At 42.9% G+C, this 13,462-nt stretch carries 12 protein-coding genes; 8 read left to right on the forward strand and 4 right to left on the reverse strand.

All coding sequences use genetic code 11. The features are described from left to right. Nucleotides 1–81: 81 nt before the first annotated feature. Nucleotides 82–1,140, reverse strand: coding sequence for a hypothetical protein (locus tag GVT53_RS13365; RefSeq protein WP_166249030.1), 1,059 nt, complete (start codon nucleotides 1,138–1,140; stop codon nucleotides 82–84). A gap of 109 nt (nucleotides 1,141–1,249) precedes the next feature. On the opposite strand from GVT53_RS13365, the gene GVT53_RS13370 reads away from it, so the two are divergent. From GVT53_RS13370 to GVT53_RS13380, 3 genes are all read left to right on the forward strand, one after another. Continuing rightward, nucleotides 1,250–1,750 carry an RNA polymerase sigma factor gene (locus GVT53_RS13370; RefSeq protein ID WP_166249031.1) on the forward strand — a complete coding sequence of 167 codons (501 nt, stop codon included), beginning with the start codon at nucleotides 1,250–1,252 and terminating at the stop codon, nucleotides 1,748–1,750. 75 nt (nucleotides 1,751–1,825) lie between these two features. Beyond that, the gene (locus GVT53_RS13375; protein WP_166249032.1) at nucleotides 1,826–2,740 is read left to right on the forward strand and encodes a FecR family protein; all 915 of its coding nucleotides are present in this window, start codon (nucleotides 1,826–1,828) and stop codon (nucleotides 2,738–2,740) included. Nucleotides 2,741–2,765: 25 nt separating this feature from the next. Further along, the gene (locus GVT53_RS13380; protein ID WP_240905017.1) at nucleotides 2,766–5,276 is read left to right on the forward strand and encodes a TonB-dependent receptor; all 2,511 of its coding nucleotides are present in this window, start codon (nucleotides 2,766–2,768) and stop codon (nucleotides 5,274–5,276) included. Nucleotides 5,277–5,435: 159 nt separating this feature from the next. Here the strand turns inward: GVT53_RS13380 and argS are convergent, their stop codons facing one another. Beyond that, entirely contained in the window at nucleotides 5,436–7,214 is a 1,779-nt protein-coding gene (gene argS / locus GVT53_RS13385) for an arginine--tRNA ligase (protein ID WP_166249034.1), read from the reverse strand. A gap of 104 nt (nucleotides 7,215–7,318) precedes the next feature. On the opposite strand from argS, the gene GVT53_RS13390 reads away from it, so the two are divergent. The 5 genes from GVT53_RS13390 (at nucleotide 7,319) to GVT53_RS13410 (ending at nucleotide 11,641) form a co-directional block, all read left to right on the forward strand. Next, nucleotides 7,319–7,672 carry a bleomycin resistance protein gene (locus tag GVT53_RS13390; protein WP_166249035.1) on the forward strand — a complete coding sequence of 118 codons (354 nt, stop codon included), beginning with the start codon at nucleotides 7,319–7,321 and terminating at the stop codon, nucleotides 7,670–7,672. 1 nt (nucleotide 7,673) lies between these two features. Further along, complete coding sequence (locus GVT53_RS13395) at nucleotides 7,674–8,099, forward strand: hypothetical protein (protein ID WP_166249036.1); 426 nt, start codon at nucleotides 7,674–7,676, stop codon at nucleotides 8,097–8,099. After that, nucleotides 8,096–9,517 carry an SDR family oxidoreductase gene (locus GVT53_RS13400; RefSeq protein WP_166249037.1) on the forward strand — a complete coding sequence of 474 codons (1,422 nt, stop codon included), beginning with the start codon at nucleotides 8,096–8,098 and terminating at the stop codon, nucleotides 9,515–9,517. Before GVT53_RS13395 ends, GVT53_RS13400 begins: the two co-directional genes overlap by 4 nt. A gap of 289 nt (nucleotides 9,518–9,806) precedes the next feature. Then, entirely contained in the window at nucleotides 9,807–11,321 is a 1,515-nt protein-coding gene (locus GVT53_RS13405; protein ID WP_166249038.1) for a carboxypeptidase-like regulatory domain-containing protein, read from the forward strand. A 95-nt stretch (nucleotides 11,322–11,416) separates the two neighbouring features. Then, entirely contained in the window at nucleotides 11,417–11,641 is a 225-nt protein-coding gene (locus tag GVT53_RS13410) for a hypothetical protein (protein WP_240905019.1), read from the forward strand. Nucleotides 11,642–11,807: 166 nt separating this feature from the next. Here GVT53_RS13410 and GVT53_RS13415 read toward each other — a convergent pair whose 3' ends face one another. Then, entirely contained in the window at nucleotides 11,808–12,425 is a 618-nt protein-coding gene (locus GVT53_RS13415; RefSeq protein ID WP_166249039.1) for a Pr6Pr family membrane protein, read from the reverse strand. A gap of 59 nt (nucleotides 12,426–12,484) precedes the next feature. Continuing rightward, nucleotides 12,485–13,390 (reverse strand): citrulline utilization hydrolase CtlX, encoded by a 906-nt coding sequence (ctlX, locus tag GVT53_RS13420; protein ID WP_166250494.1) that lies wholly within the window; start codon nucleotides 13,388–13,390, stop codon nucleotides 12,485–12,487. Nucleotides 13,391–13,462 lie beyond the last annotated feature (72 nt).

Here is a 13,462-nt window from a genome sequence, read left to right on the forward strand (position 1 = left end):
TTTTATTTCTTCTTGAAGAATTTACAAATAAAGCCTGTTAATTCTTCAAAATCTTTTTAACCCAGAATCCATGGTTGCGGGTTATATATCACATCTTTTTTCGAGAATAATTTTATTGCCGTCATCAATGTATAGTTTGATGAGGTCTTCTTCGAGTTTATATACTTGCCATTCGGAAGTGAAGTCTGTGAAATTTTCAAATTCAAGATTCAACATTACTGCTCCGTTTGACATGCCCGTGTTCCAAGCACCTACGATTACATCTGCAGTGAATGTGGATAAAACCACTGAACCATCTGCCCTGAATGTCATCAAATGCTCCAAATATTGCTCGCTGTTGTCCATTTGGTCACGGATTACCTGTTTTACCTGCATGGGACAAGCCATCAAGTATTCAACAAGTTCTTCTTCAGAGAAATCATTGTCGTTAAAATCATTGTCATCGTCTTCATCGCACATATTCCTTGCCATTTCCAAAGTTGCCTTGAACTCAGTATTGCTTGTGACCACGACTTCGGTTCCGTCATATTTTACGACTGTAATAGGATACTGGATACTGATCAAGCGGTTTTCTTCCAGCTCGGAAAAGGCTTGGAACATCTCTTTGTCATTCTTTACTTCTATCTGGGCAGTTTGCTCTGTATCTATTACAAAAGTGAACAAGGTTATGGGATATACGAAGTCAACACACTCAATATCATCGTCATCACCGCCCTCAATGCACTCACGTGCCATGCTTAAAAGTTCCTCCTTATTTTGAATGGTAATTTGGGTGTAATCGGAAAATGTTATTGTGATGGGAAAAACAATTTCAACGATATTATTCACGTCGATGGTGGCATCAAAAACATCGTAGATTTTTTCTAAATCGTTTGTGGAATCAATGTTGATCTCGACCCCATTTGCATTTACGGTGTAAGGAAACTTAACGGCAAAACAACTGGCTCCATCCACAATATTATCAAAAGAGCCATCGAGCGAGGCCATTTTTTCCACCAAAGCCGCCGTGTCGGATTGGGCCGCAATGGTTTGTTCCTCATCACCTCCGCCCACTTCTTCATATTCTTCTTGACATGATGACAAACCGAGCACGAATACCAGGAGTGCAGCCCGCATCATGTTGCCAATCAGCTTCTTCATAACTTTACTTTTTTGGGGTTATCATTCAACTCTAAAACAATTCTCTAAAAAAAAACCCTACTTTTCCTTCGAATTTTTCAAATATATTTGATTCGACAAACAAACTTTTATGAGCAACGTATGTGAGGACCACATTTTTAGCCAAGTTTTTAAGGACCATTCCAGAACGGTCTTCAATTATATTTTTTACAAATTCGGGAATGAGGAAAAAGCGCACGATGCGGTTCAAGAAGCTTTTGTAAAGCTCTGGCAGAACTGTGCGAAGGTCAGTCCCGAAAAAGCAAAATCTTACGTTTATACGGTTGCCAACAACCTTTATTTAAATGTGATAAAAGCAGAAAAAGTAAGGTTGAGGCACGCCGACAGCCTTGTAAAGGATAGAACCAACGAATCCCCGGAATTTTTAATGGAGGAAAAAGAATACAAGGAGAAACTGGACAATGCCTTGGACGCCCTACCCGAAAATCAGCGGACTACTTTTCTGCTCAACAGAATAGACGGAAAAAAGTACGCGGAAATTGCAGAAATGGAAGGCGTGAGCGTAAAAGCCATTGAAAAACGGATGCATTTGGCCCTCAAAAGTTTACGGGAGCACATTGATGGGATTTAGCATTAAAATTTATAATGATTTTTAGGTAGGGTATTTTATCGGAAAGTTGTTTGTATAACGTAAAGCATAGAACGCATGCAAGAAAATTATTTGGCAAAATGGCTGAGCGGTGAGCTTTCAGAGGATGAACTTCGGGAATTTAAAAATTCCGAAGCGTATGCCTCGTATCAAAAATTGAAAGAAGCCTCAAGTAGATTGACCGCTCCAAAGTTCGATGCCGACCAAGCGTTGCAACGCTTAAAAGATGAGCACATCGACAACGCGCCAAAAGTGATTTCCTTGAACCCGTTCAAGAAATTCCTTAGAGTTGCTGCGGTTATCGCTCTGCTTCTTACCGGTTCGTACTTTTATGTGAGCACGTTGAATGAAAAGGTGACCACTGAATTTGCCGAACGCTCCGAAGTGGTGCTTCCCGACGATTCCGAAATATTCCTGAATGCCGGTTCACAAGTATCCTACAGTGAAAAAAATTGGGACAACAAAAGAAATATAAATCTAAAAGGTGAAGCCTTCTTTAAGGTCGCCAAAGGACAACAATTCACGGTCTCTACCGACCACGGAACGGTTGCCGTTTTGGGAACACAGTTTAATGTGGAAAACAGAAAAGGCTTTTTTGAGGTAACCTGCTACGAAGGCTTGGTCAGTGTTACCCACAACAAGGAAGAAATAAAACTCCCCGCTGGAAACTCTTTTTTGGTCATCAATGGCAAACAAATCAGTACGGGGGCACCCCAAGGCAGCTTGCCTTCTTGGATGAACAATGAAAGTAGCTTTGAAAGTATTCCTTTAAAATATGTTTTTGCCGAACTCGAAAGACAGTTCAACATTAAGGTTTCAACAGAAAACATTGACACAAACCTCTTATTTACAGGGTCGTTCAACAACACAGACCTAAATATGGCGTTAAAAAGTATAAGTACCCCCTCCAAAACAAGCTTTAGAATAGACGGAGACAACGTACTTTTTTATGCTGAGAACACAAAAAAATAAGCATTTAGGCCTCGTACTTGGTTTTATGCTTTTTCTGCTTAGCAATGTCTATGCGCAGGAAGAGCAGCAATCACTTATTTCCTACATAAAAAAATTGGAAAACCATTTTGATGTCAAGTTCTCCTATATTGATGACGACTTGAAGGATATTGACATTGCAATACCAAAAAATCTAAGTACGTTAGAATCAATACTTCAATATATTGAAGATACCTTCCACATTGAAACAGAAAAACTCAATGACCGTTATTACACCCTTTCCACCAACAATCAAGTAAATGTTTGCGGGGTGGTCTTGGACAATTTTGCCGATAACACCGTTATGGGCGCCACCGTAGAATTATTGGGAACCGACAACGCTAAAATCACCGACAACAACGGCGCCTTTTCATTCGATAACGTTCCTAGAAATGCATCCTTGCAGATTCGATACTTAGGGTATGTGACCAAATATGTTAAGGTCGAATCCCTATTGGAACAAGGAGAGTGCCCCAAAATACTTTTGGCACCGTATTACGAACAATTGGATGAAGTGTTCGTTTACAAATACCTCACTTCGGGAATCATCAAAGAAACCGATGCGAGCATTACCTTGAACACCGCCGAGTTCGGCATCCTTCCAGGGTTGATTGAACCCGACATCCTACAGACCGTTCAAGCCTTGCCGGGCATCAAAAGTATTGACGAAACCGTATCGGACATCAATGTTCGTGGGGGGACCAATGACCAAAACCTTATCCTATGGAACGGTATAAAAATGTACCAATCCGGGCATTTTTTTGGTTTGATATCCGCTTTTAACCCCTATCAAACCGACAAAGTCACCATTTATAAGAATGGGACGCCTGCCAATTTTGGTGACGGGGTAAGCAGCGTAATTCAAATGGAAACCGGAAATTCCATCCCAGAAAACTTCAAAGGTGGAGGTGGATTTAATTTGATAAGTGGTGATATTTATGCCGAAGCCCCCATAACCAACAAATTGGGAATTCAATTTTCCGCAAGGCGTTCCGCTACCGATTTTTTGAGAACGCCCACCTACAAACAGTTCATCAACAGGGCGTTTCAGGATAGTGAGATTAGATTACAGAACAACAGTACCGTTGATGATGAATTTATACGGGACGAAGATTTTTTCTTTTATGATTTTTCGGGGAAAATCCTTTACGACCTAAACGACAATCATAAAATTCGACTGAGTGCCATTCACATCAAGAACAATTTAAAATTTGAAGAGACCAATGTCTCCGCAGATGAAACCAATATCAGCCTATTAAAACAAAACAATATTTCCATTGGCGGGCAACTCCAGAGCAATTGGACGGATAGGTTTTCCACGCACCTTAACATGTATTACTCCAAGTATAATTTGGATGCACAAAATGTTTATGATAATCAAGTTCAGCAGCTCTTCCAAAACAATCAAGTGATTGAAAATGCACTAAAATTAAATACCAACTTTATTATTAATGATGCGTTTAACTGGAACAACGGGTATCAATATATTGAAACTGGAATCGTGAATGCCACAATCATCAATCAACCCAGTTTTGAGAGTGAACTTAAGGGAGTTATTAGAACCCACGCTCCATATTCGCAACTCAATTATAATTCTCCCGGGAACAAATTCATTGGAAAAATTGGAGCTCGTTTTAACTTAATTGAAAACCTGGGTACCTTCAAAAAGTTTTTGATTGAACCCCGAATCAACCTGAACTTTAAATTGGCAAATTATCTAAGGGCAGAGCTCTTAGGCGAGTTCAAAAGTCAGACCACCAATCAGGTTATCGATTTGGAACAGAACTTTTTGGGCATTGAAAAGCGTAGATGGATTCTCTCCAACGACAACACGCTGCCTGTCACCAAAAGCAAGCAGGGTTCCGTTGGCATCAACTATGAGAAAAACAATTTTTATGTCGGTATCGAAGGCTTCTATAAAAATGTGGACGGCATCAGTACCAGTACCCAAGGATTTCAGAATCAATATCAATTTTCGGGCGAAATTGGAAGTTACGATGTTAAGGGCTTGGAACTGCTCATCAACAAAAAAGGCGACAACTACAGTACGTGGTTAAGCTATGCCTACAATAAAAACGATTACACTTTTGATTCCATTGTACCGCAATCCTTCCCCAACAATTTGGATATTAGGCACACCATCACCTTTGCCAGCACCTACACTTACAAAGACTTGAAATTGAGTATTGGTCTCAACTACAGAACAGGCAAACCGTTTACCGAACCTGTTCCGGGTGATGATGGGCTGGATGATAACTTTACCCCGCCCAGAATCAACTTTCAGGCCCCAAATAGCAGCCGATTGCCCGAATATTTTAGGGCAGATGCATCGGCGATATACAATTTTCAAATCGGCAGAACCATTCGTGCCAATGCGGGACTGTCCATCTTAAATTTTACGGACAGAAAAAACACGCTCAACAAATATTACAGGGTCAACCAAGATGATGAAATCGAGACCGTGGAAAACTTTTCTTTGGGCATTACCCCAAATGTGAGTTTTAGGGTAAGTTTTTAAAAAATGATTTCTCGACTGCGCTCGAAATGACCCAAGAAAATTTGTGAGCATTCGAGTAATTCGTGTCAAAATACCGAAAGGACTTTCATAAAGCCTTCGACTCCGCTCAGGCTACCTACTCAAAATGACAAAAGGTGTCATTCCTGCGAAAGCAGAAATCTACATTCTTTCCGGAACATCAATACCCAACAATCGGAACGCGGATTGAATCACCTCGCCCACTTTTTTGGACAACTGCACCCTAAAGTTTTTCTTCTGCGCATCCGTTTCGCCCAAAATCGATACTTGTTGGTAAAAGGAATTGAACTCTTTTACCAAATCGTAAGTGTAATTGGCAATCAAGGCAGGACTAAAGTTTTCCGCTGCCAACTGAACAGTTTCGGGAAACAATTGGATTTGTTTCAATAACTCTTTTTCCTTTTCGTGCAAGTCCAAAGAAGTCTGGACGGAGCTTGAACTAACATTGTCGGCTTTTCTTAAAATGGACTGAATCCTAGCATAGGTATACTGAATAAACGGCCCAGTGTTTCCTTGAAAATCCACCGATTCTTCAGGATTGAACAAGATGCGTTTCTTCGGGTCTACTTTTAAGATATAGTATTTAAGCGCCCCCAAACCTATGGTTCGGTACAATTGCTTTTTCTCTTCTTCGGAATAGCCGTCCAACTTGCCCAATTCTTGCGAAATGGATTCAGCCGTATCCTCCATATTTTGGATCAGGTCATCCGCATCCACTACGGTACCTTCCCTACTCTTCATTTTACCACTGGGGAGGTCCACCATCCCGTAGCTCAAGTGATACAGTTGTTCCGCCCAAGCATAGCCCAGTTTCTTTAGGATAAGGAACAAGACCTTAAAGTGATAATCCTGTTCATTGCCCACCGTGTACACCATTCCGTTAATGTCTGGATGGTCCGTTACCCGTTGAATGGCCGTACCTATATCCTGTGTCATATACACGGCCGTGCCATCCGAACGCAAAACGATTTTTTCATCCAATCCTTCATCGGTAAGGTCAATCCAAACGCTGCCATCCTCTTTTTTAAAGAAAACACCGCGTTCCAGACCATCTTTTACCACATCACGACCCAACAAATAGGTATCGCTCTCGTAGTAAAGCGTATCAAAATCAACACCTAGGTTTTTGTAGGTAATGTCAAAACCATCATACACCCAACCGTTCATTTTTTTCCAAAGAGCCACCACCTCATCATCGCCAGCCTCCCACTTACGGAGCATTTCTTGGGCTTCCAACAAGATTGGAGCCTCTTTTTCAGCCTTTTCTTTTGGTGTTCCAGCCTCAACCAGTTCGGCAATCTGCTCTTTGTATGCTTTATCAAAAGCCACATAGTATTTCCCGACCAAGTGGTCACCTTTCAATCCAGAAGATTCAGGAGTTTCACCCTCACCAAATTTCTGCCAAGCTAACATACTCTTACAGATGTGGATGCCACGGTCATTTATAATTTGGGTTTTGTACACCTTTTTACCAGAAGCCTTCAAAATTTCGGCCACCGAATACCCCAAAAGGTTGTTTCGGATGTGTCCCAAGTGCAACGGTTTGTTGGTGTTGGGAGAAGAATATTCCACCATCACCGCATCATCCGACTGGGATTTTACATAACCAAAATCGGTTTCATCAATGATGTTGTTGAAGAAATTGAGGTAATATCCATCCTCGATAACAATGTTCAAAAAGCCTTGCACCACATTACATTTGGACACCTCATCCACATTTTCGACCAAATACTCGCCGATCTTGGTTCCAATCTGAACGGGATTCCCTTTGATTTGACGCAACATCGGAAACACCACTACGGTAATATCACCCTCAAAATCCTTTCGGGTAGGTTGAAATTCCACCGTGGGCAGCTCAACTTGGTACAGTTGTTTTACCGCCTCGATCACTTTTTGGGTCAAATCGTTTTGCAAACTCATCTAAATAGGCTTTTCAGGGCGCAAAACTACGCATTTTTTAGGCTTTTTACGTAATACATATTGGCGTTGCCCAGTTATAAATCGTATTTTTAAAAAAACTTCCTATGGAACATTTACAGCGCGCCTCTCCGGTCTTAGCTTCGTTGGACATTCTAAAAACCGTGGAATTTTATAAAGAAAAAATGGGGTTCGACAAATCGGGCTGGGTCGATGAAAACTATGCTGTGGTCGGAAGAGATAAAGTCGAGATCCACTTTTGGAAATGTGACAATAAAATCTTTCCCGAAAACACCAGTTGTTACATTTATGTGGAAGATGTGGACAACCTTTATAAAGAATTGCAAAAGGCAGAGGTAATCCATCCCAATGGCCCGTTAGAAGACAAACCTTGGGGAGTTCGAGAGTTTTCCGTGTTGGACAATGATGGAAACTTGATCAGGTTCGGTCAAAACCTTTAGTATGCTATTGAACGTCTCCTATAACGATAAAAAAATCACCAAAAAAATTGACGAAGCCGTAGGCAAACCCCTCCCTATAAAAGAGCGTTTTGCCATGGGCGGCATCGGTTCGCCAAAATTGCACATTACCGAGGCCAGCATCGATATTTACAACCTGCTCGTTTTGGACAACAGCACCAATTCCTGCAATGTTGAAATTCGTCCGAACGGCATTATTGTCCGCTTCCGTTCCCGCTTGGAAACCTATGGGCTCATCATTCCCTATTACAAATTGAACGTGTACAAAGGTGATATTGGCATTTATTCCATTTATATGGACCACTATTTTATTAAGGTCAGGTCCGACACTAAAGCCATTCAACGGTTCTTTAAAAAATTGATGGACCATCGAGCGGACAACCTTCCCTCCAACCTTGAAGATTTATGAAAATATTGTTGACAGGGGCCAATGGCTACATAGGAATGCGTTTGTTGCCCCAACTTTTGGATATGGGGCACAGCGTGGTCTGTGCGGTTCGGGACGAAAAACGATTGTCGGTCGATGCCAAAACGCGTTCCAAAATCGATATTGTTGAAATTGATTTTCTGGACGACCCGGAAAAACAAAAAGTTCCCGCAGATATTGATGCCGCCTACTACCTTATACATTCCATGACCTCTTCCGTCACGGATTTTGATGAAAAGGAGGCACAAGCGGCCAAAAATTTCAATACCATTTTAGAGCAGACCGAATGCAGGCAAGTCATCTATCTTAGCGGTATTGTCAACGACAAGGAACTCTCTAAACACTTGAGTTCACGAAAAAATGTGGAAGAAATCCTCTATAAAGGCCCTTTTGACCTTACCGTGCTCCGTGCCGGTATCATAGTTGGTTCGGGAAGTTCGTCTTTTGAAATCATACGCGATCTCTGCGAAAAACTGCCGGTGATGATCACACCAAAATGGGTGCTCACCAAAACACAGCCCATCGCCATTCGCGATGTAATCCAGTTTCTCACCGAAGTCCTGGGCAACAAAAAAACCTACGGCCAATCTTTTGATATTGGCGGGCCCGATATTCTTACGTACAAGGATATGTTGCACGGCTACGCCAAGGTGCGCGGTTTTAAAAATTGGATTTTCACGGTTCCCGTGATGACCCCAAAACTATCATCCTACTGGCTCTATTTTGTAACTTCCACCTCCTTCAAACTGGCGACGAACTTGGTGGACAGTATGAAGATGGAGGTCATAGCTGAAGACAATCGCCTGCAAGAGATGCTGGGCATTGAAACCCGAACTTACGAAGAAGCCATAGATTTGGCCTTTAAAAAAATTGAGCAGAACCTTGTGATCAGCAGTTGGAAGGACAGCATCGCCAGCGGACAAATCAAGGAGGACCTCGAAAATTACATCCAAGTGCCCAAATATGGGGTGCTACGGGATAAAAAATCCATCAAAATTAAGGATGAGGACGCCGTTTTGGAAAATGTTTGGCGCATTGGAGGCGAAAATGGCTGGTATTATGGCAATTGGTTGTGGAAAGTCCGGGGCCTTATGGACAAAATGGTCGGTGGTCCAGGGCTACGTCGCGGACGCACCCACCCGACCAGGCTTTTCCCCGGGGATGCCTTGGACTTTTGGCGCGTGCTCTTGGCGGACAAAAAGAACAAACGCCTGCTCCTCTTTGCCGAAATGAAAACCCCCGGCGAGGCTTGGCTCGAGTTTAAAATCGAGGATGGCGTGCTTTATCAAACCGCAACCTTCCGTCCCAAGGGATTGTTGGGAAGATTGTATTGGTATTCTGTGCTGCCGTTCCACCTCTTCATTTTTGGAAACATGATCAGGAATATTGCGAAAGTGTAAGTACTTAAAGTAAAAACCTCTGTCACATCGAGCGCAGTCGAGATGTTTTCATTTGTTGGTCATCATTTTTTGGCATAAGATTTCTCGACTGCGCTAGAAATGGCAATCTCACCAACTCCTGACTCCTGACTCCTGACTCCTGACTCTTCGCTGTTAAAATACTATTAACCTCCACCTGTGATTCGGTATTTCTTCGCACATTGTCACAAATTCCCCCAACGTTCGTCTAATCCCCAGGCAACCTTTACCGTTTAAAAAATGTCTTGTAATTGTAACCTTAGATAAAAAAATGCTTCTCAAAAAAACCTTTTGTATTGCCGCTTTAACGCTTTTGATGGGATTTCCGCTGCTTGCCCAGACCGTTAGCTCCCGATTGGTGGATGCCAAGACCCAAAAAGGGATTCCGTATGCCACGATTCAATATGGAGAGGGCCAAGGCGTGATCACCAATGAGGAAGGCCGCTTTAGTTTTGTGCTGGAGGAAGGTGCTGCGTTGCCCGACTCCATTTTTGTGACCTCGATGGGCTACGAGAAAAAAGGCTTCACGCTGGAGCAAATGCAGGACAGCTTGGTCCCCTTAAATGCCAAGGCCATCGAATTGAGTGGCGTTTATGTGTTCGACAAGGAACTGGAAGTGGACGACATCATCGATAAAATGATAGAAAACATTCCCCAGAATGTGAACAAAGCCCCCATAAAACAACGCTTTTTCCTAAGGAAAGCGGAACTGGCCAATATGCACAAAGTGGATTTTGGGTTCGAAAAATCATCCATCAAAGAACTGAACAAGGAATTGATGGACAGTATTGCCCGGTCCATTCCCAAAAATGCATCGCACTATACCGAGAGTTTTGGCGACCTCTACAAAAACAATACGGATTACAAACTCAACATTATAAAAGCGGCCGACCTTTACGATAAACGCGATGTAAGTTCTTTTGAGGAACTGGCGGAACATATGGAGGACATCTTTACAAAAAACGTAAAGCCGGGCTCCTACCTAAAAATAAAATCGGGGATTTTTAGTGAAAAGATACAGGTGGATTCCATTTTGGACACCATGGACGACGAACGCATGGACCAGGCCAAAAAACTAAAGGCCCAGGTCAAAAAAGACAGTGTTTCCGGCCTGACCGACAGCCAACGTTGGCAGTTTAAAGAACTATTGGGCCAACTCTACTATAAGGAAGACACCAAACTGGATTTGGTGGACAAAAACCGTCGGTACGAGTTTAAACTGGCCGGTTATTCCGATATAGGGGACACCGGTGTTTATGTGGTGGATTTTTGGCCCAAGCGAAGCAGCGCGGATTTTAAAGGCCGACTTTACATCAATATCGAGGACTTTGCGGTGATGCGACTGGACTTTACCAACACCCAACGCCTCCGGAATTTTAGACTTTTGGGCATTACCTACCGCGAAACGGTGTACAAGGGCACCATGCGGTTTGCCAAACTACCCAATGGCAAGTACGACCTGCAGTTTATGGAATTGGCCGATGGCAAATTTTTTGGGGTGGACCGACCGTTAAAAGTGGTGGAAAAGAACAAACATGTCAAGGGCCGTCGCAAGCAGAACGAACTAAAGTTGAACATCGACTTCCAGATGCATATGACCAACAAATGGGAGCTGGTAGTGTTTGACCAAGATAACATTGCCGAAAACGAGTTTACGTCCTTTAAAGAGGATAAAACGGTAAAGGCCACTTATATGCCACGCTACGATGCGGAGTTTTGGAAAGGCTATACCATTATGGAGCCCAACAAGGCCATTCGCGGGTTTACGGCCGAGGAGGAAGATTAGTTATGAGTTTTGGGTTAAGAGTTCTGAGTTTTTAGTTTTCTTCCGTAACCTTCTCCATTTACCATTTACCCTTCCCCCCTCTTGTCATTTATGACATGTGCCCGTTGACAAAAAATGTTTTTCTTGCTCCTGATATGGAAAAAGCAGAAATTCTACTAAACTGGATTGAAGACTGGTACGGTTCTCCTGAAGAATTGGCCAAAGTTTTAGACTTGGCTCTGGAAATGCTATTTTACTTGGAAGAAGATACGTTCGACCGCAAGGAAGTGCACGAAGTGGTCGCTGCGCTTCGGGGGATTGTGGTGGGGTTGAGGGGGTGAAATACAAAGCATCGATTGATAAATCCCAACTTTCCTTAGAGTTCCCACACTCCTTTCAGTCGGTTCGAAATGACAAAAAACTACTTCGGGAAAATTCGTGGAATTCCTGCCGGCGGCAGGCAGACGTGTCAAACTATGCCATTGATTATTGCTCACTGTCAATTGTTCATTGTTTCGGTCGCAGCAGTTTCCCCAGAAAAAAGAGGGCGGCCATAACAAGAAGCATCAACACAACCACAAAGCAGCTATTCAAAAGCACGGAACCAAACCCAAGCTCCGTCACACTTAAAAACGGATAGGGATAAAATCCGGAAAAATGTCCGCGCATCAGCACAAAAACCAAATACCCAAAAGGATATAGCAACCATGGGGAGAGTTGTTTCCAAGCAACTGTTGTTTTGGCGCAGAACATGAGCCAATACACATACATCAACACTGGAATTATGGTATGCAACATCTCATCCACAACCATTTGCAAACCTGTTGGGCTCCAAAGTTTGCGCAGCACAAACTGATAGACCAGGCCAACCACCACTATAAAAGCCGTAAGTGCCATGGGTGTCGCACTTTTATGAAAGAGGGCCAATCTCTTTTGATCGGCACCAAAAACCCGCGTAGTAAAAAACAATGCCACCAACGTATTGGTGAGAATGGTAAAATAGCTTACAAAGCGCAACAAGCTTTCAACCAGTGCAGTTTCCCGGTTTTGGAGCATCAAATACAGTTGCGCGAGTACGGCAAACCATCCCGCACACATCCCTAAGATCTCAAAATTTCTACGCATATGCTATTTACTTCCGATATCAATTGGGCAAATACGTCCCTGCACTCTCAAGGGCACTATTAGGCCTTTGGCAAAAACACTTCGGCCATCATACAGCGCGCGCTACCGCCGCCACAGGTCTCAATGGTGTCCAAAGGACTGTGGAGAATGGCACAATGTTTTTCAATGGCACTGATTTGCTCCTGGGTCAAGCTGTTATAGGCTTGGGTGCTCATCACCATAAAACGCTTATCGTTGGCGCCGATTACCTGGAGCATGTTGCCCGCAAAGTGGCACATTTGTTCCTCTGTAATGCGTATGACTTCCCTGCCGTCCATTTTAATGTGCTCCACTACGTTCTTTCGTTCCTTTTTGTCATCGATGGAATCCAAACAGATAACGGCAAAGGTTTCGGCCATGGCCATCATTACATTGGTATGATAAATAGGCAATCGCTCACCTTCCACCGTTTGATTGGCATGAAATATTACCGGAAAACAATCAAAATCTTCACAAAATTCGATAAAGAGTTCTTCATGCGCACGTTCGGACAATGCGCAATATGCTTTCTGGTTTACCCTGTCCAATAAAATGCTACCGGTTCCTTCCAAAAACACCTCTTCCCCTTCGGCGGAGGTATAGTCCATAAAATTGTTGATCACAAAACCGTTTTCCTCCAAAAGTTCAAAAATGTCCTCTCTGCGTTCCTTTCTACGGTTTTCGGCAAACATGGGATACACGCACACGGTTCCATTGTCGTGAAAAGAAACCCAATTGTTCGGAAAAATGGAGTCGGGGGTATCGCGCTCCAAATTATCGCTTATGGTGATTACGTTTACACCATGTTCCCGAAGCACTCTTACAAACTGGTCGAATTCCTCTTGTGCCTGTTTATTGATTTCGGCATTTTTTAGATGCGGGTCTTCCTGAAAATAATTGTTGACCGCAGTCTGTTCGTTCATCCTAAAGTTAACGGGGCGTACCATCAGAATGGTACCGGTAATCTGTTTTTTCAATACTTTGACTGTTTTGATATACCTGTGGCAGCAGGAAACGGG

The organism is Flagellimonas oceani, assembly GCF_011068285.1.
Lineage (GTDB): Bacteria > Bacteroidota > Bacteroidia > Flavobacteriales > Flavobacteriaceae > Flagellimonas > Flagellimonas oceani.

Bases quoted from the DNA above. Each gene is read 5' to 3' on its own strand.
- GVT53_RS13380 (WP_240905017.1), top strand. From the start codon at position 2,766: ATGCTTTTTCTGCTTAGCAATGTCTATGCGCAGGAAGAGCAGCAATCA.
- argS (WP_166249034.1), bottom strand. From the start codon at position 7,214: ATGAGTTTGCAAAACGATTTGACCCAAAAAGTGATCGAGGCGGTAAAA.
- GVT53_RS13365 (WP_166249030.1), bottom strand. From the start codon at position 1,140: ATGAAGAAGCTGATTGGCAACATGATGCGGGCTGCACTCCTGGTATTC.
- GVT53_RS13405 (WP_166249038.1), top strand. From the start codon at position 9,807: ATGCTTCTCAAAAAAACCTTTTGTATTGCCGCTTTAACGCTTTTGATG.
- GVT53_RS13370 (WP_166249031.1), top strand. From the start codon at position 1,250: ATGAGCAACGTATGTGAGGACCACATTTTTAGCCAAGTTTTTAAGGAC.
- GVT53_RS13395 (WP_166249036.1), top strand. From the start codon at position 7,674: ATGCTATTGAACGTCTCCTATAACGATAAAAAAATCACCAAAAAAATT.
- GVT53_RS13415 (WP_166249039.1), bottom strand. From the start codon at position 12,425: ATGCGTAGAAATTTTGAGATCTTAGGGATGTGTGCGGGATGGTTTGCC.
- GVT53_RS13375 (WP_166249032.1), top strand. From the start codon at position 1,826: ATGCAAGAAAATTATTTGGCAAAATGGCTGAGCGGTGAGCTTTCAGAG.
- GVT53_RS13410 (WP_240905019.1), top strand. From the start codon at position 11,417: ATGTGCCCGTTGACAAAAAATGTTTTTCTTGCTCCTGATATGGAAAAA.
- ctlX (WP_166250494.1), bottom strand. From the start codon at position 13,390: ATGGTACGCCCCGTTAACTTTAGGATGAACGAACAGACTGCGGTCAAC.
- GVT53_RS13400 (WP_166249037.1), top strand. From the start codon at position 8,096: ATGAAAATATTGTTGACAGGGGCCAATGGCTACATAGGAATGCGTTTG.
- GVT53_RS13390 (WP_166249035.1), top strand. From the start codon at position 7,319: ATGGAACATTTACAGCGCGCCTCTCCGGTCTTAGCTTCGTTGGACATT.